This is a genomic window from Pannonibacter phragmitetus DSM 14782, assembly GCF_000382365.1.
Taxonomy (GTDB): domain Bacteria; phylum Pseudomonadota; class Alphaproteobacteria; order Rhizobiales; family Stappiaceae; genus Pannonibacter; species Pannonibacter phragmitetus.
Window position 1 is genome coordinate 489,930 of the sequence record NZ_KB908215.1, and the last position, 24,194, is coordinate 514,123.

Annotated in this window: 24 protein-coding genes and 1 tRNA gene; 12 read left to right on the plus strand and 13 right to left on the minus strand. The window is 63.1% G+C overall.

Going from position 1 to position 24,194, the window contains the following annotated elements; all coding sequences use genetic code 11:
• Nucleotides 1-16 precede the first annotated feature (16 nt).
• Nucleotides 17-220 carry a hypothetical protein gene (locus H163_RS0102260; protein ID WP_026355361.1) on the minus strand — a complete coding sequence of 68 codons (204 nt, stop codon included), beginning with the start codon at nt 218-220 and terminating at the stop codon, nt 17-19.
• 238 nt (nt 221-458) lie between these two features.
• On the opposite strand from H163_RS0102260, the gene H163_RS0102265 reads away from it, so the two are divergent.
• Together H163_RS0102265 and H163_RS22025 are read left to right on the plus strand one after the other, a co-directional pair.
• Nucleotides 459-533 (plus strand) — tRNA-Thr (locus H163_RS0102265).
• A gap of 91 nt (nt 534-624) precedes the next feature.
• The gene (locus H163_RS22025; protein ID WP_160118250.1) at nt 625-2,142 is read left to right on the plus strand and encodes a DUF6538 domain-containing protein; all 1,518 of its coding nucleotides are present in this window, start codon (nt 625-627) and stop codon (nt 2,140-2,142) included.
• Nucleotides 2,143-2,253: 111 nt separating this feature from the next.
• Here the strand turns inward: H163_RS22025 and H163_RS24880 are convergent, their stop codons facing one another.
• Nucleotides 2,254-2,388 carry a hypothetical protein gene (locus H163_RS24880; RefSeq protein ID WP_019962921.1) on the minus strand — a complete coding sequence of 45 codons (135 nt, stop codon included), beginning with the start codon at nt 2,386-2,388 and terminating at the stop codon, nt 2,254-2,256.
• Between the two features lie 1,080 nt (nt 2,389-3,468).
• On the opposite strand from H163_RS24880, the gene H163_RS0102280 reads away from it, so the two are divergent.
• Together H163_RS0102280 and H163_RS0102285 are read left to right on the plus strand one after the other, a co-directional pair.
• Nucleotides 3,469-3,735, plus strand: a complete 267-nt coding sequence (locus H163_RS0102280) for a type II toxin-antitoxin system ParD family antitoxin (RefSeq protein ID WP_026355362.1) — start codon at nt 3,469-3,471, stop codon at nt 3,733-3,735.
• Nucleotides 3,732-4,097 (plus strand): type II toxin-antitoxin system RelE/ParE family toxin, encoded by a 366-nt coding sequence (locus H163_RS0102285; protein ID WP_019962923.1) that lies wholly within the window; start codon nt 3,732-3,734, stop codon nt 4,095-4,097. Before H163_RS0102280 ends, H163_RS0102285 begins: the two co-directional genes overlap by 4 nt.
• 3 nt (nt 4,098-4,100) lie before the next feature.
• Here H163_RS0102285 and H163_RS0102290 read toward each other — a convergent pair whose 3' ends face one another.
• From H163_RS0102290 to H163_RS0102315, 6 genes are all read right to left on the minus strand, one after another.
• On the minus strand, nt 4,101-6,014 hold the full coding sequence (locus H163_RS0102290; protein WP_026355363.1) for a bifunctional sugar phosphate isomerase/epimerase/4-hydroxyphenylpyruvate dioxygenase family protein: 1,914 nt from the start codon (nt 6,012-6,014) through the stop codon (nt 4,101-4,103).
• 4 nt (nt 6,015-6,018) lie between these two features.
• A complete protein-coding gene (locus H163_RS0102295) occupies nt 6,019-6,885 on the minus strand; it encodes a shikimate dehydrogenase family protein (RefSeq protein ID WP_019962925.1) in 867 nt (288 codons plus the stop codon).
• Nucleotides 6,886-6,891: 6 nt separating this feature from the next.
• On the minus strand, nt 6,892-8,385 hold the full coding sequence (locus tag H163_RS0102300) for a tripartite tricarboxylate transporter permease (RefSeq protein WP_019962926.1): 1,494 nt from the start codon (nt 8,383-8,385) through the stop codon (nt 6,892-6,894).
• Nucleotides 8,386-8,398: 13 nt separating this feature from the next.
• Nucleotides 8,399-8,902 (minus strand): tripartite tricarboxylate transporter TctB family protein, encoded by a 504-nt coding sequence (locus H163_RS0102305; RefSeq protein ID WP_019962927.1) that lies wholly within the window; start codon nt 8,900-8,902, stop codon nt 8,399-8,401.
• 210 nt (nt 8,903-9,112) lie between these two features.
• A complete protein-coding gene (locus tag H163_RS0102310; protein ID WP_019962928.1) occupies nt 9,113-10,105 on the minus strand; it encodes a tripartite tricarboxylate transporter substrate binding protein in 993 nt (330 codons plus the stop codon).
• 131 nt (nt 10,106-10,236) lie between these two features.
• Nucleotides 10,237-11,178: a LysR family transcriptional regulator gene (locus H163_RS0102315; RefSeq protein WP_019962929.1), complete on the minus strand. Its 942-nt coding sequence runs from the start codon at nt 11,176-11,178 to the stop codon at nt 10,237-10,239.
• 170 nt (nt 11,179-11,348) lie between these two features.
• Here H163_RS0102315 and H163_RS23555 point away from each other — a divergent pair, with 170 nt between their 5' ends.
• Entirely contained in the window at nt 11,349-12,107 is a 759-nt protein-coding gene (locus H163_RS23555; protein WP_019962930.1) for a hypothetical protein, read from the plus strand.
• 17 nt (nt 12,108-12,124) lie between these two features.
• Here the strand turns inward: H163_RS23555 and H163_RS0102325 are convergent, their stop codons facing one another.
• The gene (locus H163_RS0102325) at nt 12,125-12,979 is read right to left on the minus strand and encodes a ChbG/HpnK family deacetylase (RefSeq protein ID WP_208975290.1); all 855 of its coding nucleotides are present in this window, start codon (nt 12,977-12,979) and stop codon (nt 12,125-12,127) included.
• A 101-nt stretch (nt 12,980-13,080) separates the two neighbouring features.
• On the opposite strand from H163_RS0102325, the gene H163_RS22035 reads away from it, so the two are divergent.
• A complete protein-coding gene (locus H163_RS22035) occupies nt 13,081-14,118 on the plus strand; it encodes a glycosyltransferase family 2 protein (RefSeq protein WP_244296052.1) in 1,038 nt (345 codons plus the stop codon).
• Here the strand turns inward: H163_RS22035 and H163_RS0102335 are convergent.
• Nucleotides 14,079-14,516, minus strand: a complete 438-nt coding sequence (locus tag H163_RS0102335) for a YqaA family protein (protein ID WP_019962933.1) — start codon at nt 14,514-14,516, stop codon at nt 14,079-14,081. The genes H163_RS22035 and H163_RS0102335 overlap by 40 nt on opposite strands.
• 87 nt (nt 14,517-14,603) lie before the next feature.
• Nucleotides 14,604-15,827, minus strand: coding sequence for a mannonate dehydratase (gene uxuA, locus H163_RS0102340; RefSeq protein ID WP_026355365.1), 1,224 nt, complete (start codon nt 15,825-15,827; stop codon nt 14,604-14,606).
• Nucleotides 15,828-16,031: 204 nt separating this feature from the next.
• Here uxuA and H163_RS0102345 point away from each other — a divergent pair, with 204 nt between their 5' ends.
• From H163_RS0102345 to H163_RS0102370, 6 genes are all read left to right on the plus strand, one after another.
• A complete protein-coding gene (locus H163_RS0102345) occupies nt 16,032-16,751 on the plus strand; it encodes a GntR family transcriptional regulator (RefSeq protein ID WP_051105314.1) in 720 nt (239 codons plus the stop codon).
• Between the two features lie 22 nt (nt 16,752-16,773).
• Nucleotides 16,774-17,751 (plus strand): TRAP transporter substrate-binding protein, encoded by a 978-nt coding sequence (locus H163_RS0102350; protein ID WP_019962936.1) that lies wholly within the window; start codon nt 16,774-16,776, stop codon nt 17,749-17,751.
• Between the two features lie 62 nt (nt 17,752-17,813).
• Entirely contained in the window at nt 17,814-18,323 is a 510-nt protein-coding gene (locus H163_RS0102355) for a TRAP transporter small permease (protein WP_019962937.1), read from the plus strand.
• Entirely contained in the window at nt 18,320-19,597 is a 1,278-nt protein-coding gene (locus tag H163_RS0102360; RefSeq protein WP_019962938.1) for a TRAP transporter large permease, read from the plus strand. Before H163_RS0102355 ends, H163_RS0102360 begins: the two co-directional genes overlap by 4 nt.
• Nucleotides 19,598-19,603: 6 nt before the next feature.
• Nucleotides 19,604-20,650, plus strand: coding sequence for an L-idonate 5-dehydrogenase (locus tag H163_RS0102365; protein WP_026355367.1), 1,047 nt, complete (start codon nt 19,604-19,606; stop codon nt 20,648-20,650).
• A gap of 114 nt (nt 20,651-20,764) precedes the next feature.
• On the plus strand, nt 20,765-21,412 hold the full coding sequence (locus H163_RS0102370; protein WP_019962940.1) for a DsbA family protein: 648 nt from the start codon (nt 20,765-20,767) through the stop codon (nt 21,410-21,412).
• Between the two features lie 9 nt (nt 21,413-21,421).
• Here the strand turns inward: H163_RS0102370 and H163_RS0102375 are convergent, their stop codons facing one another.
• Both H163_RS0102375 and bglA read right to left on the minus strand, forming a co-directional pair.
• Nucleotides 21,422-22,507 (minus strand): ABC transporter ATP-binding protein, encoded by a 1,086-nt coding sequence (locus H163_RS0102375; RefSeq protein WP_019962941.1) that lies wholly within the window; start codon nt 22,505-22,507, stop codon nt 21,422-21,424.
• A 22-nt stretch (nt 22,508-22,529) separates the two neighbouring features.
• Nucleotides 22,530-24,152 carry a beta-galactosidase BglA gene (gene bglA, locus H163_RS0102380; protein ID WP_019962942.1) on the minus strand — a complete coding sequence of 541 codons (1,623 nt, stop codon included), beginning with the start codon at nt 24,150-24,152 and terminating at the stop codon, nt 22,530-22,532.
• Nucleotides 24,153-24,194: the final 42 nt, after the last annotated feature.

Below are 24,194 nucleotides of genomic sequence, written 5' to 3' on the forward strand. Positions count from 1 at the left end.
CCCTCATCTTATGCCGTCACGCCTGCGGCACCGCATCCGCATCCCCGCCCGGCCCGGCGGGCGCAGCAGCACCGTCGTCTGCCTCAAGCGGCCCTGCCGCCGTCTCGCGGCGCTGACGGTCGGCCGCCTTGCGCCGCTTCAGATTCTGCCGCAGCGCCTCGGCAAGGCGCGCCTCGCGGGAGCCGGGCTTAGGCCCGTCCGGCTTGTTCTGCCTGGTCATCGCCATCCCTGCTGTTTCGAATTTTCCAAGGAATAGCTTATGCTTTCCGCCACCGGAAGGCATCCCCCTTCCCTTCCCGGCAAACTGTCCACAGGCACGCAGAAAAATCAGCACGATAAGCGCTTGCCATGTCCAGCCTTCTATGGCACAAGCCGACCCGTTCGCGGCGCCACAGCGCGCCGGTCACGAACGGCCTTCCGGCTCACCGGACAAAAGGCCATCGGGTCCGCCCGGAGATGCTGCCGTAGCTCAGTGGTAGAGCACTCCCTTGGTAAGGGAGAGGTCGAGAGTTCAATCCTCTCTGGCAGCACCATCATTTCCTATTGTCTTCCAAATAGTTGAGTGTTAGCAAGCCGTTGAAGTGACCCGACCCATGCACAAGGGTCGCACACATGGTGCTACGAATGGCCAACCCAAGCAAGAACAAGTACGGGGTCTATATGTTCCGCGTGCGGGTTCCTGCGGACCTAGTTCACCTTGTCGGCAAGAAGGTGCAATCCTGTTCCCTTGGCACGAAAGACCCCAAGGCCGCACGGGAGCGGTTCCTTGCAAAGCTCAATGAAGTGGAGCGGGAATATACGACCCTGCGCGCCAGCCTACAGGCCGGACCTGAGGCACTGCCCTACGCCCAGATTGCCGCCCTGGCGGGAGAAATCTACAGGGGCCTTGCCGCCGAAGCAGAGCAAGCAGCGAGCCCGCACGAACTGGAGATGTTCTTTGAAGGGGTTTGCGCCCGTGCCAATGACCGGCAATGGCTGGACAGTCTTGCAGCCGCCACCCTGCGGGAGCACGGCCTAGCAGCAAGCACGGGCAATCAGAAGGCAATCGTTGACGAATTGCAGCAGAGGACATTCCCCATGCTGGCCCGCCGCGTTGATCAAATGCAGCGGGGCGATTTTACAACAGACCGCAATCTGTCCCGCTTCCCTGCCGTATCGCTCTCACAGCAGCCCGCAACGCCCGGCACAACGCTGGATGATCTGTTTGACCTATGGAAGCGCGACCATCTGGCGAACGGCAGGAACGCAAAGACAGCCCGCGACTATCGGGCAGTGATCGACAAGTTCAAGCGGTGGCTTGGGCATAATGACCCCCGGCAGGTTTCGCGCGGCATCATTCGGGAGTACCTGGACCATCTGGTTCACGGGGTCGGCCTCACAACGAAAACCGTGAACGGCAAGCATCTGACGTGCATCAAGGCCGTCTTCAGGGCGGGCTATGAGCGGGAGCGCATTCCAGACAACCCCGCCGCAGATGCGCGGATGCCCGTTGCGCCCAGACCCCAGACACGCCCAAAGGGCTATACCGATGCGGAGGCCCGGCTCATTCTGAAGCTGGCGAACGCTGCGGACCAGCCCACAGGCAGCGGGACAAGAGAACGGCGCTCTGTCTACAGCTTGCGGGCACGGCGTTGGGTGCCTTGGGTCCTGTGCTACACGGGCGCGCGGGTGGCTGAAATCACCCAGCTACGCAAGCAAGACATTCTGGAACAGGAGGGCATCCCCTTCCTGCGGATCACACCTGAAGCCGGGAGCGTGAAGACAGGCGAATACCGGGACGTGCCCATTCATCCGCACCTTGTTGAACTGGGGTTCCTGTCATTCGTTGCGGCCTGTCCTGAAGGCCCCCTGTTCTATGACCCCAAGCGGGCGGACAGCGGCACCCCACCGGCCCAATGGGCTGGCAACGCTCTGCGGCGCTGGCTGGTTCAGGAGCTTGGTGACCAGATGCCGGACGTTGCGCCGAACCATGCGTGGCGGCACCGGTTCAAGACTGTAGGGCGGACGGCAGGAATTGAGGCGGGCTATCTTGATGCGCTTCAAGGCCACAGACCCCGAACGGCAGGGGAGGCATACGGCCATGTGAGCCTTGAAACGCTTCACCGGGAGTTGCTGAAGGTTCCCCGGCTCACCGTGGACTAGCCGCCAGCTTTCCGCGCTGGGCGCTGGGGGAAGACCCCATGTCCGGACGCTCTGCCTTGTGCCAACAGGGCCGGGGTCTTCCTCAAGCCCTGCCTTGCGCTGGGCGTAGCGTCAGCCCTCCTGCGCGGTCTTGCGGCTCAGGATGGGACGGGCGGCAAATTCCCACCAGAAGGCGAAGGCGCGCGTCTCGGCATAGATGCTACTGCGCGTGATTTCCAGTTCAAAAGCGGCGGTACGAATGAGCATGAAGGCGGTCCTTTCGATGACTTGGGGCCCGCACAATGCAGGACCTACAGCAGCCAAAATGTACCGGAATAGCCGGACAGCGGCAATACATTCCTAAATGCAAACATTCTCCACAAGCATCTGATATAGCTACGGTTTCAGCGATTTCTCGCTCTCATATCGGCATGTGAGACGTTCCGGGTGGACGAGCCCCCGCCTTCGCCCGCCAAGAGCCTTCCGATGGATTGAGCCTGTCCCGCTCTTGTATCTGCATTAGGCCATGCATACATACAGCGATAGGCTGGACCATAGGAGAACGTTAGGCCATGGCATAGGCTCTCTATGACCCTATGCTCCATCCTAACCAGAGCCCTATAGCTCTACCTACCATATAACTGTGTGTTTGGGCTTACCGTATGGATAGGGGTGTCGTTAGACTGTCCGCCCGCGAAAATCCACAGAAACAGCCCTCAGAAGCGCTTCGTCGCACAATTTGACCCAGCATAGCGAAAAACAGAAAACCCTCTCCACGGGCCTTAAAATCAATCTACGGGCATTCGGCACAAAACAGACTGCGTGCATGTGCGCATATGCGTAAGTAATGCTGACCCATTTCAAGGGCAGCAAGGCACGGCTGACCTATCGCCCGGCTTGGCGCCTGTCCGTGCCCTGCCCTGAATTGCATGTTCTGTATCAGGTAGCGGAAAGCCTAGGCTTTTGGCCGGACTTGTGCCCCGAACGGTGGCCCAGCCCCAGCGGCAGCATGGCTTTGCAGGGGAAACAAAGCTGATCCCCCACGGCCTGATCGTGGGTGCCTTTGCATGGCGGGCGCGTGGGGGAAACTGGTGCGCATTCATCATGAGATATGGGCGCGCGAATATCCGCCCCATTTTTTAGGCCGGACCCCCAGCCCCTTCGGCACGGCACTCATGCACAAGGCAATCGACACGACCCCGGAAACCCATTACATTTCAATGCACCAGAACCACAGGACGGGTCTTCAATCCTCTCTGGCAGCACCATTTTTCACCGTTAAATCGCAGAGCTTTGGCAAAACTTGCTGGTCGCGCTATAGTAGCCGCGAAACCGGAGAAAAGCCGTATGGCAACGATGAACGTAAGCTTGCCAGCCGATATGCTGGATTTCGTGGAAGATGAAGTCGCACAAGGTGAGTATGCCACCTCCAGCGAAGTCATCCGCGATGCCCTGCGCTTGCTCCAGCATGAAAAGGCCGCCGAACAGGAGCGCCTCGCCCTTCTCAGCCGGGAAATTTCCGTTGGCCTCGACGACATGCGCGCAGGCCGCACCACGTCGAAGACTGCGGCGGAGATTGCGCAGGAGATCCGGCAGGAACTCGAAGGCGAATGACGCATTCCCTCACTGCAGCAGCCGAGCGCGACATTCGCAACATACTGAGGGAAACGATCAAAGCATTCGGCGTCAGGCAGCTCTCTGTCTACGCAGGGATTATAGATCGTGGCATAGAATTGGTCACAAAAAATCCTGAGCGCGGCGGATCTCTTGACAGATCACAGATCGCGGCGGGTGTCCGGCTTTTTCATTTGGAGCTTGCAGCAGGCAGGCGCGGCGGCGCCGCACACTGCCTTTACTACATCAAGGGCCTCCTGCCGGACGGAGGCAGCGGCGTCATCATCCTGCGCGTGCTGCATGAGAGCATGGAGCCAAGGCACAAAATCATAAGGGCCCTGCGCCAAGATCAGCAGCCATAACCCTCACTCCGCCTGCGGCATACCCGCTGGCCTCAACGCCCGTTTCTGGGCGGAGATGCGGAAGGGGGCGTTGGGGGCGCCGTAGCCGGCGTAGTTGCCGCCGCGCTGGACGAATTCGAAGAACAGCCCTTCCGGACGGGTCTGAGAATAAAGCTGGAAGAAGCTGCCGCCTGCATCCTCGTCGTAGAGCACGTTAGCCGCCTTCATGCGCGCCACCAATGCCGGATTGAGGCCGAAGCGGGCTTCGACGTCAGCATAGTAGTTGGCGCCGATCTGCAGGATGGGGAAGCCACGGGCACTGAGCGCGGCTGCGGTGGCAAAGATGTCATCCGTGGCAAAGGCGATATGCTGGACGGAGGAGCCGAAGCTTTCCTTCACGAAGCGCCCGGCCAGCGTGTGGCGGGCTTCCGAACCGTTGAGCGTGACGCGCAGCGCGCCGGTTTCCACCGCCTGCGACTTCACCAGCCCGTCCGGATCGGCCACATCCACCATGGGCGCGCGGCGGGCATCGAACAGGGCGTGGTAGAACAGCGACCAGCTGAGCATCTCGTCATGCGCCATGGTCTGGGCGATGTGGTCGATGCGCGTCAGCCCGGCGCCTGCGGAGGCATCCGCCTTGCCGGCACCAGCCTTGCCGGAATCGGGCAGCGGGCGGAAGTCCACATCCCACAGGCGGCCCAGCATCTCCCCGCCATCGACAAAGCGCAGCAGGCTTCCGCCATGACCGCGCACCGCAGGAATGGCAAGCTCCCCTTCGGAGATATGGCTCTGATGGGCCGGGATCAGCAGCGCCTGCGCCCGCCCGGCGGCAGCGGCGGCATCGGGCACCTTCAGCGCGATTTCGGACACGGTGGTGCCGTGGGTGACATAGGCGGTGTGGGCAAAGCCGGTGACGGCCGTGTTGACGAGGATGTTCACCGCCCCCTGGCTCCAGCGCGTCACCGGCTTGGAGACGTGTCGCGCCACGGGCGCAAAGCCTGCCGCCGTCAGGAAGGCGGCGATGGCCGGTTCTTCCGCTTCCGAGGTGGCAATTTCGAGGAACTCGACACCTTCCACGGGGGCAGGCGCGGGGAAATGCGGCAGGTCGACGGTCAGCGCCGGTTCGGCCCGGCGCACCCGGTCCTGCAGGTCGATGAGGCTGCGGTGGCCGTCCAGCGCCACAAGGCGCGGCAGGCCGGCGCGGAACTGGTCGTTGAAGATCTCAAGCGACAGCGGCCCGGAATAACCGGTGGAGAGCACCGCCCGCATGAAGCCGGTCACATCCAGATCCCCCTCGCCCGGCATGTTGCGGAAGTGGCGCGACCAGTAGAGCAGGTCCATGGGAATGGCCGGAGCATCGGCCAGCTGCACGAAGAAGATGCGGTCGCCGGGAATGGCGCGGATCGAATCCGGCGAAATGCCACGCCCGAGCGTGTGGAAACTGTCGAGGATCAGACCGATGCGCGGATGGTCCGCACGGCGCACCACTTCCCAGGCATCGCGGTGGTCGTTGACGTGCCGCCCCCAGGCCAGCGCCTCGAATCCGGCGCGCACGCCGAAACGGGCTGCAAGCTCGCCCAGTTCGTGGAAGTCCTGCGCCATCCGGTCGATACCGCCCATGGCCGCCGGATGCACGGAGGAACAGACCAGCATCAGGTCGGTGCCCAGCTGGTTCATCAGGTCGAACTTGCGCGCCGCACGGGCAAAGGCGCGGGCGCGGTAGGGTTCCGGCAGGCCCTCGAAGTCGCGGAAGGGCTGAAACAGGGTGATGGTCAGCCCGTGATCGCGCACCATGCGGCCCACATCGGCGGGGCTCAGGTCCGAGGCGATGAAATCCTGCTCGAAGATCTCGATCCCCTGGAAGCCTGCCTTGGCGATGGCCTCCAGCTTGACCGGCAGATTGCCCGAGATGGAAACGGTGGCGATCGAATTCAGCATCGGTTCACTCCGGCTTGAGAAGATCCTGGCGCAGGCGGCCATGATCGAGCGGCAGTCCTGTGAAGATGGCCCAGGCATCGACGCCCTGCCCGAAGAATAGCTCATAGCCCGAGATGATGGTCAGGCCTTCGGCTTCCGCATCTTTGAGGAAAGGCGTATCGACCGGCGTGTAGACCGCATCGAACACCCAGGCAGCGCCCGTCATGAATGCCCGCTCCAGCGGCGTGCCGCCGTAGCCGACCATGCCGACGGGCGTGCAGTTGATGAGGCCGCTGGCGCCCGCGGCAAGCTCTGCTGCCTCCGGTCCGGTGCGGGTGACGAGGTCCGGCCGCACGGCTTTCAGCGCTTCGGCCAGCGCATCGGCCTTGGCCACATCCCGGTCCGCAATGCGGATCTCCGAAAGGCCAAGGGCGATGAGGCCGAAGGCCACCGCCTTGCCGACACCCCCTGCCCCGATCATCAGAACGGGACCGGGCGCCGCATCGCCGCGCAAGGCCCGGTAGGCGGCGATGAAGCCGGAATAGTCGGTGTTGAAGCCGCGCGCCTTGCCGTCCTCGAAGATCACCGTATTGACCGCCCCGATGGCCCGCACCAGCGGATCATCGACCTGAACCTTGGCCGCCGCCCGCTCCTTGTAGGGATAGGTGACGTTGACGCCCCGGTAGCCATCTGCCGCCACATGGGCAAAGAGAGGGTCGAATTCCATGCCCATCTCCCGTGGCACCAGCCGGTCATAGGTCACCGTGCGCCCGTTCTGCAGCCCCGCCAGCACATGCAGGCGGGGAGAGGATGAGGCGGCGATGTTGTCGCCGATGAGGCCGAGGCGGATGGTGCCGGTCTGCGGCACGGCAGCGGGAGAGGATGCGGACATGGCGTGTCAGGCTCGCTTGCGGAAAATGCGGCGCCAGAGCGGCGTCTTGGACAGAAGGATCAGCACCACACCGGCCATCAGCGTGGCCGAAAGCGGGCTGGTGAGAATGCCCTTGAACAGCATGGGCAGGCTTTCCTGCTCCGAGATGATGGCCCGGCGCCAGTTGTCATCCAGAAGGCGCGACAGGATCACGCCGAGAATGACGGGCCCAAGGGAATAGCCGTAAAGGCGCATGAAATAGCCGAGCACGCCGAAGCCCAGCATCCAGTAGACATCCCCCAGCCGGTTGTTCACCGCATAGGCGCCGACGATGGACAGCAGCAGGATCAGCGGGATCAGCAGCCCGCGCGGCAGTTCCACCACCTTGACGAAGAGGCGGATGCCGGTGAGGCCGAAGAGCAGCATGAAGCAGTTGGCGATCATCAGCGCGCTGACGATGAACCAGAACATGTGCGGCTGCTGCACCATCAGCAGCGGCCCGGGGTTGAGGCCGTGGATGAACAGCGCGCCGATCATGATGGCCGTCACCGCATCCCCGGGGATGCCGAGCGTCATCATCGGGATGAAGGCCCCGCCGACAGCGGCGTTGTTCGCCGTCTCGGGGGCGACAAGCCCCTCGATGGCGCCCTTGCCGAAGGGTACTTCCGGATCCTTCGTCACGCGCTTGGCATGGTCATAGGCCATCAGCGCGGCAATATCCCCGCCCGTGCCGGGCAGCGCACCGACAACGACACCGATGGCCGAGGTCTGCAGCGACAGCGGCAGATGCTTGCGGATGGTGCTGAAGCGCGGAACGATGCGGCTGATCTTCTGCTTCACCGCTTCGGACTTGATCGTGTGCAATTGCATCAGGGCTTCGGACACGCCGAACATGCCGATCATCACGGCAATGAAGGAGATGCCCCCCATCAGCGACGGGGAGCCAAACGTGAAGCGCTGGTCCATGGTCAGCGGGTCGAGGCCGACAGAGCCGATCATCAGGCCCAGAGAGCCTGCGAAGACGCCCTTCACCAGGCTTTCCCCCGACAGCGAGCCAACCAGCAGCAGGCCGAGAATGGCCAGCAGCATGAAGTCGCGCGGCTGAAAGCGGATGGCGAAATCGGATACGGCAGGCGCTGCCAGGGCGAGCACCAGAATGCCGATCAGGCCGCCGAAGAAGGACATGACGGTGGTGACGCCAATGGCCTCACCCGCTTCGCCCCGCTGGGCCATGGGATAGCCGTCCAGCGCCGTGGCGATGGCCGAAGGCGCGCCGGGGATGTTGAGCAGGATCGCCGTGCGCGAGCCGCCATACACCCCGCCCATGAAGATGCCGATCATCAGCGACAGGGCGGGCAGCACATCCCAGGAGAAGGTGAAAGAGATGAGAATGGAGACGGCCATCGTCACCGACAGGCCGGGAATGGCGCCGATATAGATGCCGGCCATGGTGCCTGCCGCGATGAGGGCGAGCAGCTTGATGTCCAGCAGCGGCACGAGAAGAGCGTTGAGAATATCCATCAGGGTCTCTGCCTTACGCCATGAGCTTGCGGAAGAAGGCGAGGATTTCCGCCTCCGGCACGATGCCGGCGGGCATCAGCACCGAGAAGATCAGCCGGAAGATCACCCAGATCAGAAGAATGCTGAAGGCCGAGACCATCACCGTCCAGCCCCAGTTGCGGCGGGTCAGGATGCGGATGCCGATGACCAGAAACAGGAAGGACGTGGGGATGAAGCCAAGCGGCTTCAGCAGGAAGGCATAGGCCGTGATCAGCACGGTCATCAGCACCACCGGCAGCGGCAGGATCTCCCGCAGGGCCCACTGGTTACCTTCCGCGGGCTTGCGCAGGGTCTGGATCAGCACCATGCCGGAGGTCACGGTCATCAGACCGGTCGTCATCATCGGCACGCCGCCCGGTGCGGACAAGGCCTCAAAGCCGGAAATCCCGTAAGCGGTGTAGAACAGGAACAGACTGGCGCCGAACATGAAGAAGCTGAAAACCAGTTCAAAGGAGCGGCGGGGTTGCGGGTTTTCCATGTGACCTCCAGCAGCCGGATCAGGCAGGCAGGGTTTTACCACCTGCCCATGCAAAACGCCGCCCCTCTTCGGCAGCCTGCGTCACATGAAATCATGCATGATGCAGGCTGCTTCAGAAGCGTTTTCCGGGGCCCGGCAGGGTGCTTTCCCTTTACCGTCGGCGGCCAGGCCCCGGAAGATCAGGCGGCGTTCTCTGGTTTATGGCGAGGATCAGGGCTTGGGAATGCCGAATTCCTCGGGCGAGGCCTTGGCAAGGCCCGCTTCCCAGACAAGCCAGCTGGTGGTGGACTGCCACTTCGACAGGAAGTCTTCCGCCTCGGCGCCGGAATAGGACATCATCTTGAAGCCGCGGCTGTCCATCAGCTTGAGGAAGTCCTCGTTCTTGGCGCCCTCCTGATAAGCGGCCACCAGCTTGGCAACCACGTCATCCGGGGTGCCCTTCTTCACGAAAATGCCGAAGAACGGGCCCCAAGGCAGCAGTTCGGCAAATTCCGGGTTGGTGGACACGATGGTCGGCACGTCCGGCAGGGCCGGGGTGGGCTCGACGTCGAACAGGGCAATCGGCTTCATCGTGCCGGCCTTGATGTTCTCGACCGCAGCGCCCAGCACCGCCGGCATCACGTCGATGGCGCCGCCCTGCAGGGCGGTCAGGGCCGGGCCGTCACCGTCGTAGGGAACGAAGGTCACGTCGATCGGCGTCTTCTGGTTGATCATCGCGGTCACGACAGACGGCAGGCCGCCCGGACCGGTGGAGCCAAACTTCACCGCCTTCGGATTGGCGTTGATGTAGGCGATCATCTCCTGAAAGGTGTTGAACGGAGCATCCGGACGGGCCACCAGGATCGGGATACCGCGCGCCAGAACATTGATCGGGGTGAAGTCGGAATAGTCCTTCTCACCCAGCTTCATCACCTTGTAGAGCAGCGGGTTTTCCGCGCCGAACAGGATGGTGTAGCCATCGGCATCACCGGCCTCGACCATGTTGAGCGCCAGGGCGCCAACGCCGCCGGTGACGTTCTGCATGATGATCTTGCCGCCCAGCGCCTGTTCGGCATGCGGGGTGACGGCGCGCATCACCGTGTCGGTGGAGCCGCCTGCGCCCCACTGGATGATGCCCTGAATTTCCTTGTCCGGATATTCGGCAAGAGCCGGAACAACAGCAAGCCCAAGCGCAAGAGCTGCGCCGATAAGCGTCTTCTTCATGAAGATCCTCCCATTTGAACGGTCCCGGCCCATTCTCCTTTTGAGCCGCCCGAACTCTTGATTGCCAGAAGTCAGAGATAACAGCAAATACCGATTTTGCCGTCATAGTAACATGATGTTAATCCAGCATCTCAGCCCGTTCCCGTTGCTGAAGGTGCGGGGTCCCAAGCCTCGCGGGCGCGGGCGCGTTGGAGTTCGTGGCGGAAACGCTCGACGGTGAATTCGGCGAAGCTGGAGAGCTGCCGTCCATGTTTGGTCAGCACCCAGGCGTTGATTGACGCGGGCTCCTTCAGCGGGCGCCGCACGAGGCCAGGCATGTAGACCTCCGCCACCGAGAATTCGTCGATCACCGAAACACCCAGCCCATGCCGGACGAGGCTGACGATGGTCTGGGCAAAGCGCCCGCGCATGGAAAAGCGCGGCTCCAGCCCGGCATCCCGGTAAGGGTGAGACAGGATGCGCCCGTATGGATCACTTTCATCGATGCCGATGATTGGTTCTTCCATCAGGTCATGCACGGAAATAACAGGCTTTTCCGCCAGCCGGTGCCCCTCCGGCACCACGGCAACAAGGCGCCCCTCCACCAGCTTCTGACAATCCACCGCCGGATTGTCCATGGCCGAGCTCATGATCACGAACTCGCCGCGCTCCAGCAGCAGATAATCAAGTGTTTCCTCGATCTTGAGGATGTTGAGGTCGATGAAGAGATCGGGAAAGCGCTGGCGCACATTGCGGATGGCGCGCGCCGCAATGAACTGCGCAATCGAGGGGGCGCAGGCAATCGACAGGGTGAATTCCTCACCCTTGTGCAGGGAGGACACCGCCTGGTTCAGGTTCTCCATCTGCCGGTAGACCTGATGCACCATGTCGAAGACCTTCTGCGCCTCGGGCACCGGCACGAACAGGCCCGCCTTGCGCTCGAACAGGCGCACGCCGAGAGAATCCTCGGTGTATTTGATCAGGCGGCTGACGCCGGGCGCCGACACGTTCAGCAGCTTGGCGGCGCCCGCAATCGTCCCGGCCATCATCACGGCGCGGATGACCTCGACCTGCCGGAGTGTCAGTTCTTTCATCTTGAAGAATCTCCCGGGCGCGATGCTGTCACAGCTTCGGGAAAGGCGAAAGGTCTCCTTTCAGGAACAGCGGCGAAGGTATCGGGCGATGATCCCTGGCAGAATTGACCTTCTCAAGCCCGCATGAACCTGATTAACCTCACGGCCCCGAACCGGAGATACCTGGAACAATGAAACTTGATGCCGCCCTTGAAGCCCGCCTGACCCAGGCCAGTGCCATGCTTGCCGAATGCCGCCGCCAGGGCGGCGCGCTGGAGCGACTGCCGGAAGAAGCCCGCCCGCAATCCATGCTGGAAGGCTACGAGATCCAGCGCCGCGTCCATGCGCTGCTGGGCGACGCTCCGGTCCGCCACTGGAAAACCTCCGAAACCGGCCCGAAGGGCGCAATGACGGCCCCGATCCACGGCAGCCGCATCTTCACGAGCCCCGCCAGCGTTGCCCGCGTCAACGCTCTGGAGACGGAGATCGCCCTGCAGCTTGGCCAGGATCTGCCCTTCCGCGACGGCGAACCCTATACCCGTGACGAAGTCCTTGCGGCTGTCTCTCACTACGCTCTGGCCTTCGAGCTGTGCGCCTCGCGGTGGCTGGCGAAGGATGTGGAAGTGGAAGAGAAGATCGCCGACTGCCTGTCCAATGACGGCCTTGTCCTCGGCACGCCCGTGCCCTTTACCGGCGACATCCTTTCGCCGGTCACCCGCCTCGAACTGATGCACGAAGGCAAGGCCGAGCCCTTCACCCCCAACGACATCGACCCGGCAGGCTCGCTGACGGCCTATGTCAATGCAGGCGGTGACCGGTTCGGCGGCTTCAAGGCGGGTGACTGGATCATCACCGGTTCCATGAGCGGCGTGCAGAACGCCCCTGCTCCCGGTCTTTGGACAGCCCGCTGGGATGACCGGCTGGAGATCAGCCTGACCATCACCGGCTGATCCTGATGCTCTCCGGTTCAGCGGACGGAAAAGCCGCTGAACCGGACGAGCTGGACGTTCTTTTCTTCCAGAAGCGCGGCGAAGGCATCGCTGGCGAGATACTCCAGCTCCACCTCCCGCAGATCCGTCAGCGGATCGAGCCCGATGAGATGCCCGTCGACGAGGCCGGGATGGCACATGATCAGCGGCCGCTCCCCCTCGCCGCTCAGGAACCGGCCGAACAGATCGCCGGTCTTCTCCCGCGCCGTGAAATCCCGCACGCCGCGGAAACTGTCATTGGCCTTGAACCCCGCCGCCTTCACCTTGCGGGCAAAGCCCTGGCCCAGCGCGCTGATGACAGCCGCTCTTGGAACGGCCCTGCCCCGTTTCAGGATGGCCGGCAGCGGCTCCTGACACAGGCGCAGATAGCCGCCCTGGGGCGCGATGCGGGCTGCGAAAGCCTCCAGCACAAGATCGCGGATCACCGGCAGCTGGTGGCAATGATGATGGCCATCGATGAAATCCGGCACCCGGCCCATGACAGCCACGAAGGCATCGATCTGGGCGGCGATCTCCCCGGCAAGTTCCCGCCGGACGGCCTCTTCCTTCAGCTGGCCGCGCAGGGCCATGATGATCAGCCGCCCGTTCGACGGCAGATGCCCGCTTTCTGCCAGCTTCGGCATCTGGGTCAGAGGGATGTGATCGGTGAGCGTCAGATGCAGACCGGTATCCGCATCGATCTGCTCTGCCCCGGCCAGAAGCTGGCGCCCCTCTTCTGCCCAGAAGGGGCTCACCGTCATGGCTGCCGTCGCCGTCAAACGCCGCTGGCGCAGCAGCTGGCGGATGCCCTCGCTGATGCCGGGCGTCAGCCCATAGTCATCAGCACTCAGCACAGCCTGTTTTTTCCCGGACATCACTGTTTGAAAAACCCGCTCTCTAAGGCTAGTTACTGCTCAATCGATCCTGCGGGACATTTAAGGCAAAAGCGCGCCTCATGACAGATCCGAGAATGGCCAATCCGGGCATCCCCACACCGAACCTGTCTGTGGTGATCCCCTGCTACAATGAAGCTGCCAATCTGGCGCCGCTGATGGCACGGCTGATCCCGGTGCTCGAGGGGCTTGGCCGCAGCTTTGAAATCCTGCTGGTGGATGACGGCAGCCGCGACCGCACGCTGGAGGTGGCAGCAGGCCTTGCCGCTGCCGACCCGCGCATCGGCATCCTCGCCCTGTCCCGCAACTTCGGCAAGGAAATTGCCATCACCGCCGGCATCGACCACGCGCGCGGAGATGCAGCCGTCCTGATCGACGCGGATCTTCAGCATCCGCCGGAAAAGATCATCGAGCTTGTCGCGGCCTGGGACGAGGGCTTCCAGATCATCCATGCCACACAGGCTGTCCGCCCGACCGAAGGGCTGGCCAAGCGCGCCGGGGTCAAGCTCTTCTACAAGCTTCTCGCCCAGCTTTCCGACATCAAGCTGCCGCGCGGCGCAGGCGATTTCTGCCTGCTGGACCGGGCGGCGCTGGATGCGCTGAAATCCATGCCGGAGCGTGCACGCTTCATGAAGGGCCTGTATTTCTGGGTCGGTTTCCGCCAGAAGCAGATCCCTTACGAGCCGGCCGAGCGCACCGCCGGGGCAAGCGGCTGGAACATGCGGCGTCTGTTTGGGCTTGCTCTGAACGGACTGACAGCCTTCAGCACCGTCCCCCTGCGGCTTGCCTCCATCGCCGGTGTTCTGGTGTCTTTCATTGCGATCATTTACGGCCTGTTCCTTGTGACCGACGTGCTGCTTCATGGCATCGACGTGCCGGGCTATGCGTCGCTCATGGTCGGCCTCTTGTTCCTCAGCGGCGTGCAGCTGATTTCGCTCGGCATTCTGGGCGAATATGTAGGCCGGATCTTCAACGAAACGAAACAGCGCCCGCTGTATTTCGTCGGCAGCTACCGGCCGGGGCAGGCCCATGCGGATGCAGGTTCCCTGTCCTCCGCCACTCAGGCCAGCCCGGAAGCTGCCAGCGCCACGAGGACATAACGCCCGGCCTTGCCGATGGTGACCAGCAGCAGGAAGATGCCCAGCGGCTCGCGCAATGTGCCAGCAATCACGGTCAGCGGATCACCGATGACGGGCAGCCAGGCGAACAGCAGGCTCCAGCGGCCATAGCGGTGATACCAGCCCTCAGCCCGCGCCAGCGCCTTGTCAGAGACCGGGAACCAGCGCTTGTGCCGGAAACTGGCAATGCCGCGCCCCAGCAGCCAGTTGACCACCGAGCCCAGCACATTGCCCGCCGTGGCAACGCCCACCAGCAGCCAGAGCGGCCAGCCACCGGCAATCACCAGCGCGGCCAGCACCCCTTCGGACTGGGCAGGCAGCAGCGTCGCCGCCAGAAAGGCAGCCAGAAACAACCCCGCCAGGCTGCCAAGTCCATTCATCCGCTGATGTTCCTCCCTCAGACACAAATGCGCTGCCGCAGGTAGCCCTGCGGCAGCGCATGTTCAAGGATAAACACACAATCCGTTTCAGGCGCGGGCGAGAAGCCCGTGCTCGGCGTGCTCCAGTGCGGTGACGATGCCGCGCAGTTCCGCCAGCCCCTTCAGCCGCCCGATGGCCGGATAGCCGGGCTGTGCCTTGCGCTTGAGGTCGTCGAGAATGTCCTGCCCGTGATCCGGGCGGAAGGGGATCGACACATCGCTGCGGCCTTCTGCCTTGCGGCGCGCCTCTTCCTTCACCACCTCGGCCAGCAGCGCCACCATGTCGGTATTGCCCTTCAGGTGCTCAGCCTCGTGGAAGGAGCCGAAGAGCGCATCCGTCTCGCGCTTCACGTTGCGCAGATGCAGGAAATGCACCTTGGCGCCATGGCGGCGCATCATGCCCGGCAGGTCATTGTCGGAACGGGCGCCCAGCGACCCGGAACACAGGGTGATGCCGTTCGACGGATTGTCCACCGCCGAGAGAATCGCCTCGTAGTCGGCTTCCGTCGACATGATGCGCGGCAGGCCGAGCAGCGGATAGGGCGGATCATCCGGATGGCAGCACATGCGGATGCCTTCCTGCTCCGCCACCGGGATCACCTCCTCGAGGAAGGCGATGAAATGGCGGCGCAGCTGGTCGGCATCGATCGCGCCATATTCGGCCAGATGCGCCCGCACATCGTCCAGCGTCATGTGTTCGGCAGCGCCGGGCAGACCAAAGGCCACGTTGATGGCCAGCGCCTTCTTCTGCTCCTCGCTCATGCCCGCGTGGCGGCGGGCCGCTTCTTCGGCAATCTCTGCCGGGAAGTCCTCTGCCGCCCCCTTGCGCTGCAGGATGTGGATGTCGAAAGCGGCAAAATCCGCATGGTCAAAGCGCATGCAGGTGCCGCCATGGTCCACCCGCCAGGCCAGATCCGTGCGCGTCCAGTCCAGCACCGGCATGAAATTGTAGCAAAGCACCTCGATGCCGGCCGCGCCCAGATTGCGCAGGCTGACCTTGTAATTCTCGATGTGCTCGCGCCAGTTGCCCTTCTGCTTCTTGATGTCCTCGGAGACCGGGAGGCTTTCCACCACCTCCCAGGCGATCCCCGACAGGCTGCCATCGCTGCGCGTGGCGATCTCCCGCTGACGCCGGGCAATTTCCTCAGGCGTCCACACCGCGCCGCTCGGCACGTGATGAAGCGCGGAGACCACGCCCTCCACCCCTGCCTGCAACATGTCGTCAATGCTCACAAGGTCCTTGGGACCAAACCAGCGCCAGGTCTGCCGCACGCGTTCCACTCCTGTTTCCGGCCCGCCGCTTCTGGCCCGGCCGGTCCTTCGGGCCTTCCGGTTGCCCCGGTTTGCCGCCTCTTTCAGGGGGAAGGCATAGCATGCCCTCGCCCCTGCCGGCTAGTATGGTAGTTTGATATTGACTTGTATGGTAGTATGGAAAATGATGCTGGCAAGAGGAGAGTGTGGAAAATGGACGGGAACATGACGGGTCAGATTCTGCCGCTCAGACCACTTGCCGCATCCGAACCGGGCGTTCCTGTCGGCCAGCTGGTGCATCGTGACCTGCGCCAGCGCATCATTCGCGGCGAGCTGGCGCCGGGCACTCTTCTGTCCGAGGCGGAGATGGCCCGCAGCTTCGGCTCCAGCCGCCAGCCCGTGCGGGAAGCCTTTATCAAGCTCGCAGAGGAAGGCCTTGTCGAGGTCCGCCCGCAGCGCGGCACCCTGGTGCGCAAGATCTCCATCAAGCGCGTGATGGACATCCGCTTCGTGCGGGAAGCCATCGAAGCGAATGTGGTTCACCTGCTGGCCAGCGAACCCGAACCGGCCATCATCGCGGACCTGCGCGCCCAGGTCGCCCGCCAGCGCGAGGTCGCTCCCGATGCGCAGGATGTGTTCATGGCGCTGGATGAAACCTTTCACCACACCATGGCCCGGGCGATCGGCAAGACCTATGCCTGGGACGTGGTGGAAAGCGTCAAGGCCCAGATGGACCGGGTGCGCTATCTCAGCTTTGCCGATTTTCCGATCTCGCGCCTCATCGCCCAGCATGAGGCCATCGTCGATGCGATCGAAACCCGCAACCCGCAAGGCGCCGGAGAGGCCATGCGGACCCACCTGCGGGAGATCCTGAAGGACCTGCCGAACATCGCGGCCGCCCGGCCGGAACTGTTCGACATGGAAGAGGTGCAAGTCACCCCATAATCACATGAAGTGGAGGAAAAACATGCGTCGTTTCACAAGGCAGGCCCTTGCCGCTGCCATCGGGCTTGCCAGCCTGACTGCCCTTGGCAACCCTTCCCTTGCCGCAGAGCGCGTGCTCAAGCTTGGCCACCTCGCCAATGAGCAGAACACCTGGCACAAGGCCTCCGTGAAGTTCGGTGAGGAACTGAAGGCACTCACCAACGGCCGTATCGAGGTCGAGGTCTATCCGAACGAGTCCCTCGGCAAGGAAGTCGACCTGATCAACGGCATGCAGCTTGGCACGGCCGACATGACGATTACCGGCGAAAGCCTGCAGAACTGGGCGCCCATGGCAGCCCTTCTGGCCGTGCCTTACGCCTACAAGTCGCTGGAGCATATGGACGAGGTTGCCTCCGGCAAGACCGGCGAGGACATCAAGACAGAGATCGTGGCACGCGCCCAGATCCGCCCCATCGCCTATTTTGCCCGCGGCCCGCGCAACCTGACCGCCAACCGCGAGATCAAGACCCCTGATGATCTCAAAGGCCTGCGCATGCGCGTGCCGAACGTGCCGCTGTTCGTCGATACCTGGAAGACGCTGGGCGCCCAGCCCACGCCGATGGCCTTCTCGGAGGTCTTCACCTCGCTGCAGTCCGGCGTGATCGATGCGCAGGAGAACCCGCTGGCGCTGATCAAGTCGGCCAACTTTGCCGAAGTGCAGAAGTTCGTGAACAAGACCGAGCATGTGCGCTCCTGGATCTATCTCACGATCTCCGAAATGACCTGGTCGCAGCTCAGCGCCGAAGATCAGGCGGCAGTCATGGAAGCGGCCAAGCGGGCGCAAGCCTATGAGCGTGAGCTGTTCCTTGCCGACGAGGAAAACCTCGTGAAGGAGCTTCAGGCCGCAGGCATGACCTTTGTCGAGGTGGATGCTGCCGCCTTTGCCGAAAAGGCACGTCCGGCCGTTCTGGCCAATGTGAAGCCGGAAATCCGCCCGATCGTTGAAGACCTCATGAAGTGAAAAGGCAGCTGCGGCCCCGGCACCTCGCCCGGGCCGCAGCATGCCTCCTTCGGGAGACAATCATGATTTTCAGACAGGCCCTCGCGCTTGTGGCAGCGGTCAGCCGTTTTGCCACCGGAGCCGCCTTTTTCATCCTGATGGGCGCCGTGCTCGTTCAGGTGCTCGGGCGCACGCTCTTTCATTCGTCACCCGTCTGGACGGAGGAGCTCACCCGCTTCGCCCTGCTCTATGTTGCCGCCATCGGCCTCGGCCTTGCCTACCGCAGTGGTGATCTGGTCAACGTGGATCTGGTCTGCGAGAGCCTGCCCGCCCCCTGGCCGAAGCTGCTGCGGGCGCTGTCGGCCCTGCTGACGGCGATGCTGTGCCTGATCCTGATCGGCCCGGCCTGGCGCTTCACCTCCATCGGCGCCCTGCAGACATCCCCCGCCCTGACCTGGCGGATGGACTTCATTCACGCCAGCATGCTGGTTGCCCTCGTCTCGCTCTGCATTTTTTCCCTTGCGCGCTTCCTGTCCATCGCCACCGGCGAAAGTGACGGCCTGCCGCAGGCAGCCGGAGAAGAAACCCCGTGAGCCTTGCCATTCTCTTCGGCGTCTTCGCCCTCGGCCTGATCATCGGCGCCCCCGTTGCGGTGACGCTGGGCCTCGCCTCCATGACCTACCTCTGGTTCAAGGGCATTCCTCTCGTCGTCATGCCGCAAAAGATGTTTGCCGGTATCGATGTCTTCGTTCTCCTGTGCATCCCCGGCTTCATCCTGGCCGGCAACCTGATGAACCGGGGCGGCATCACCGGGCGCATCGTGCGCTTTGCCAATGCGCTGGTGGGCTGGATGCGCGGCGGCCTGGGACAGGCCAATGTCGCTGGGTCCATGCTCTTCGGCGGCATTTCCGGAACGGCCGTGGCCGATGCGGCCTCTATCGGCGGCATGATGATCCCCGGCATGAAGAAGGCCGGCTATCCAGCGGACTTTTCCGCCGCAATCACGGCAGCCTCTTCCACCGTCGGGCCGATCATTCCGCCCAGCGTGCCGATGATCATTGTCGGCGCCCTCTCCGGAATTTCCGTTGGCAAGATGTTCATGGCCGGCGCCATTCCCGGCATCATGATGGGCCTCGCCATGATGGTGACGACCTATATCATCGCCGTGCGCAAAGGCTTTCCGCGCCAGCCCTGGCAGGGCGTGCGCGAGCTTTGCCTCGCGTTCCTCGGCGCCTTCTGGGCTCTGGCCATGACGGGCCTCATCGTCGGCGGCCTGCTGACCGGCCTTGCCACGCCTACGGAAACCGCCGTTGTCGCCAGCATCTACGCATTCGTCGTCGGCGCGTTCTTCTACCGGGAACTGCCCATCCGCGAAGTGCCGAAGATTGTCATCGACAGCGCCGTTTCCTCGGCGGCCATCCTCGCGCTCGTCGGCTTTGCCAATGTCTTCGGCTGGATCCTCGTTTCCGAGCGCATCCCGCAGATGATTGCCGAGAGTGTTCTGTCCATCACCGACAACAAGTTCGTCGTGATCCTGCTGATCAACATCGTGCTGCTGATTGTCGGCATGTTCATGGAAACGATCGCGGCGCTGATCATCCTCTTTGTGCCGCTCCTCGCCCTCGCCCAGGGCGTCGGCATCGATCCGCTGCATTTCGCCACCTTTGCGGTGCTGAACCTGATGATCGGCCTCACCACGCCTCCCGTGGGTGTGTGCCTGTTCATCTGCGCCAACATCGCCAAGCTGCCGCTTTCGCCGGTCATCCGGGCCATCACGCCCTTCCTCATCACCAACATCATCGTGCTGCTGCTCGTGTCCTACATCCCCGGACTTGCGACATGGCTGCCCGCCTATCTTCTGGATTGAACCGTCATGGAAACTCGCGTGTGCCGCCTTTACGGCCAGCATGACCTGCGCATTGAAACAGCTGAAGTGCCGCAGCCCGGCCCCGGTGAGGTGCTTGTCGCCATCGGCGCGGGCGGGATCTGCGGCTCGGATCTGCACTACTTTCAGGATGGCGGCTTCGGCCCCATCCGCGTCCGCGAACCGATCGTCCTCGGCCACGAGATTGCCGGAACCATCGCAGCCCTTGGCGGGGGCGTTACCTCGCTCAACCTGGGCCAGAAGGTTGCCGTCAATCCCAGCCGGCCGTGCCGCACCTGCAAATATTGCGCGGAAGGGCTTTTCGCCCACTGCCTGGCCATGCGCTTCATGGGCTCCGCCTTGCGCTTCCCCCATGAACAGGGCGGCTTCCGCGACCTTGTGGTCACCGATGCCATCCAGTGTGAGCCTGTCGGTGCGCATGTAGACCATGCGGAAGCCGCCTGCGCCGAGCCGCTGGCTGTCTGCCTGCATGCTGCCAATCAGGCCGGGCCGCTTGAGGGCCGCCACGTGCTCATCACCGGCGCAGGCCCTATCGGGCTGCTCTGTCTGGCCGCAGCCAAACGGGCGGGTGCTGCCAGCATCACCGTCACCGATCTGCAGGACGCAACGCTGGCTGTGGCAGCACAATTGGGCGCCTCACAGACCATCAACGTCATGACCCAGCCCGCAGCGCTGGAGCCCTTCAAGGCGGACAAGGGTCACTTCAACGTGGTGTTCGAATGTTCCGCCGCGGCCCCTGCCCTGCGCACGGCCATAGAATGCGTCCGCCCGCGCGGCCGTATCGTGCAGGTGGGCGTAACCGGCGATCTGCCCATCCCGGTCAATCTGATCGTCGGCAAGGAGATCGAGTTCGTGGGCACGCACCGCTTCCATGAGGAGTATGCGCTTGCTGCGCGTCTGATCGACAGCGGCGAGATCAATGTGAAGCCCATCATCAGCCACCGCTTTGCGCTGGAAGACGCGGAAGAAGCCTTCCGCATTGCCGGAGACCGTTCGCAAGCCATCAAGGTCAGCCTTACGTTTGCTGGCGCATGACGCTCAATCCGGCACCGATTGTCTCGCCTGCGTGGACACGTCATCCACGCAGGCGTTCTTTTTCCTCGCCAGGGAACATGCCATAAGACCTGCCTCATCAGCAGAGGCGATGCCGTGAACCCTGAGATCATCTATCTTTTCGATCCGCTCTGCGGCTGGTGCTACGGCGCCGGTCCGGGGCTTGCACGGCTCGCGGCAGAGCCCGGCATCACGGTCACCCTGCAGCCGGTGGGCCTGTTTGCCGGAGCAGGTGCGCGGCCCATGGACCCGGCTTTTGCCTCCTACATCGTCAAGGCCGACGAGCGGATCACGGCGATGACCGGCCAGCCCTTCAGCGATGTATACCGGCAGAACGTGCTGTTCGGCGGCACGCAGAGGATCGACAGCGGCCCTGCAAATCTCGCGCTCACCGCCGTGCGCCTGACTGAACCGGATGAGTTGCACAAGGCCCTGAAGGCGCTGCAGGCAGCGCGATATGTCGATGGCAAGGACATCACCAGTCCGGCCGCCCTTGCAGAGATCCTGAATGACGCGGGATTGCAGGCCGCGTCTGAGAGGCTGGCAGCCGCAGACGCGGCGCTGGAAGCTGCCATGCAGGAGTGGATCAACGACGGCATGGACCTGATGCAGGCCATGAGGGCGCAGGGCGTGCCTGCCCTGCAGCTGCGCACAGCCTCGGGCGGGCGCTACACCATTGATACCCAAGCCCTGTTCGGGCCGCAGGTCGAGGCGCTGATCGAGGCCATCGGCAAGGCTGCCTGAAAGCCTCTGTCAGCGGTAGAGCAGCGACACGCCGTCATGGAAGAGATGCAGCGCCTCGGGCGCTGCGCTCAGTCGTACGGCGGAATGCCTCAGGCCAGAGCGGATGCCCGGCAGCTTTGCGACCACCTGCCGCCCTTCATCATCCTTCTGGAAATAAAGCAGCGTCACCTCGCCCAGCGCCTCAATGATATCCACCGTACCGGTGAACAGCGGATCTCCCTCCGTCTCGCGCAGATCCTCGGGCCGGACGCCGAGATTGACCTTGAGGCCCATATCGCCGTCACGGGTCGGGATGGCGGCCACTGCCTCCAGACCGCTGTCCAGCCGCACCCGGGTCATCTCGCCGGTGGCGATGATCTCGCCCGGCAGCAGGTTCATCGCCGGGCTGCCGATGAACTGAGCGACAAACTCGTTCTGCGGCTTCTGATAAAGCTCCATCGGTGTGCCAACCTGGCTGATGCCGCCGCCAGCCAGCACGACGATGCGGCTGGCGAGTGTCATGGCTTCCACCTGATCATGGGTCACATAGATCATGGTGCTGTCCGGCATCTGCTCCTTGAGCTGGGCAATCTCGATGCGGGTAGCCACCCGCAGCGCCGCATCGAGGTTGGAAAGCGGCTCGTCGAAGAGATAGACCTTGGGATCGCGCACGATCGCCCGTCCGATTGCCACGCGCTGGCGCTGGCCGCCGGAAAGCGCCTTGGGCAACCGGTCGAGATAGGGCGTCAGCTGCAGGATACCGGCAGCACGGTCAACGGCAGCGTCAATCTCTGCCTTGCTCTTCCCGGCAATCTTCAGGGCAAAGGCCATGTTGTCGCGCACGGTCATGTGCGGGTAGAGCGCATAGCTCTGGAACACCATGGCAATGCCGCGCTGGGCGGGTGGGACGTCATTCATCACCTCGCCGCCAATCTCCAGAGTGCCGCCGGAGATCTTCTCAAGCCCGGCAATCATGCGCAGCAGGGTTGACTTGCCGCAGCCGGAGGGGCCGACGAAGACGATCAGTTCACCCTTCCTGATGTCCAGGTTGATGTTGCCGAGAACGTTGACGCCGCCATAGGATTTGGCCACGTCCGTAAGCTTCAGATCTGCCATCTGCCGGCCCTTCCCCTTGCCTTCAGCGCCTGCGCATGAGGCTGACGCCCCACGGCCCAAGCGCGATGATGCCGTCATGCTCCGAAACACTGCCGATCTCATGCCCGATCGTTTCCCACTCATGTGAAGGGATGCGGATATCGGCTGGCGTATCCGAGAGATTGAAGGCGCAGAATATGGTCTCGCCATTCAGCTGCCGGGAGAAACTGAGTACATCCCCCGTCACCGTCATCGGCGACTGACTGCCCTTCATCACCGCCGGATGGGCATGACGGAAGGCAATGGCGCGGCGGTAGTGGTGGAGCAAAGCCGCCGGATCAGTCTCCTGCGCATCCACGGCGAGCCCATAATGCTCGCTGGGCACCGGCAGCCAGGGCCGGGCTTCCGAAAAGCCGCCGCTCTGCTGCTGGATGTTCCAGACCATCGGCGTGCGGCAGCCGTCGCGGCCCTTGAACTTCGGCCAGAACTCGATGCCATAGGGGTCCTGCAGATCCTCGAAGGCAAGTTCGGCTTCCGGCAGGCCAAGTTCCTCGCCCTGATAGATGCAGACCGATCCACGCAGGCACATGAGCAGCGTTGCATAGGTGCGCGCGGCAGCGGGCGTCAGATGCCAGCGGGTGATGTGGCGCACCACATCGTGGTTGGAGAAGGCCCAGCAGGCCCAACCTTCCGAAGCCACCCGGTCAAACTCCTCAAAGACGCTTGCCACATAGGGCGCGGTCATCGGGCGGTTTGCCAGAAACTCGAAGGCATAGGACATCTGCATCAGGTCATCGCCCCGGGTATATTCCCCCAGAAGCTCCAGCCCGCGCTGGCTGTCGCCAATCTCGCCGACAGTGGCCGCGTTATACTCGTCCAGCACCATGCGGAAGCGGCGCAGAAACTCCAGGTTCTCAGGCTGGTTCTTGTCATAGACATGGCGCTGGTGGTTGTAGGGGTTCACCTTCGGCGCCGTCAGATCGTTGCGCTCCTCCACCGGCAGGGCCGGGTTGTCACGCAGTTCCCTGTCGCAGAAATAGAAGTTGATCGTGTCGAGGCGGAAGCCATCCACCCCGCGCTTCAGCCAGAAACGCGCCACGTCCAGCAGGGCATCCTGCACATCCGTATTGTGGAAGTTCAGGTCCGGCTGAGAGACAAGGAAATTATGCAGGTAATACTGCTCACGCCTTGCATCCCAGTGCCAGGCCGGGCCGCCGAAGATGGACAGCCAGTTGTTGGGCGGCGTGCCATCCGGCTTGGGGTCCGCCCAGACATACCAGTCCGAACGCGGATTATTGCGGCTCTGCCGGCTCTCCTCGAACCAGGGGTGCTTGTCGGAGGTGTGGGACAGCACGAGGTCGATCAGCACCTTGATGCCATGGGCATGGGCGGTTTCGATCACCCGGTCAAAATCGGCCAGCGAGCCGAACATGGGGTCCACGTCGCAGTAATCGGACACGTCATAGCCGAAGTCCTTCATCGGCGACGTGAAGAAGGGGCTGATCCAGATGGCATCCGCGCCAAGGCTGGCGATATGCGGAATGCGGCTGACGATACCCGCCAGATCACCGATGCCGTCGCCATTGGAGTCCTGATAGCTACGCGGGTAGATCTGATAGATCACCGCGCCGCGCCACCAGTCCTTGTCCTTGATGAGGGTGGTCATTCACGAAATCCTGTCGTTGATACGTCTGAGACTTGGAGGGAG